The sequence below is a fragment of the Stenotrophomonas sp. SrG genome (assembly GCF_050031795.1).
GTDB lineage: Bacteria > Pseudomonadota > Gammaproteobacteria > Xanthomonadales > Xanthomonadaceae > Stenotrophomonas > Stenotrophomonas rhizophila_A.
Window position 1 is genome coordinate 1 of sequence record NZ_JBNBBE010001490.1, and the last position, 233, is coordinate 233.

At 76.4% G+C, this 233-nt stretch carries 1 pseudogene; it reads left to right on the forward strand.

The features are described from left to right. Positions 1-233, forward strand: a pseudogene (locus ACQG3P_RS24325) (hydroxymethylbilane synthase); the annotation flags it as partial.

The window sequence follows — 233 nt, forward strand, 5'->3', positions numbered from 1 at the left end:
CGCGTGGGCACCTCCTCGCTGCGCCGCCAGGCCCAGCTGCGCGCGCTGCGCCGGGACCTGGAACTGCTGGACCTGCGCGGCAACGTCAACACGCGCCTGGCCAAGCTCGACAACGGCGGCGACGACGCCATCGTGCTGGCCGTGGCGGGCCTGGAACGGCTGGGGCTGGGCGCGCGCATCGTGGCGCGGCTCGCTGCTCCGGACTGGTTGCCGGCGCCGGCGCAGTGCGCGGT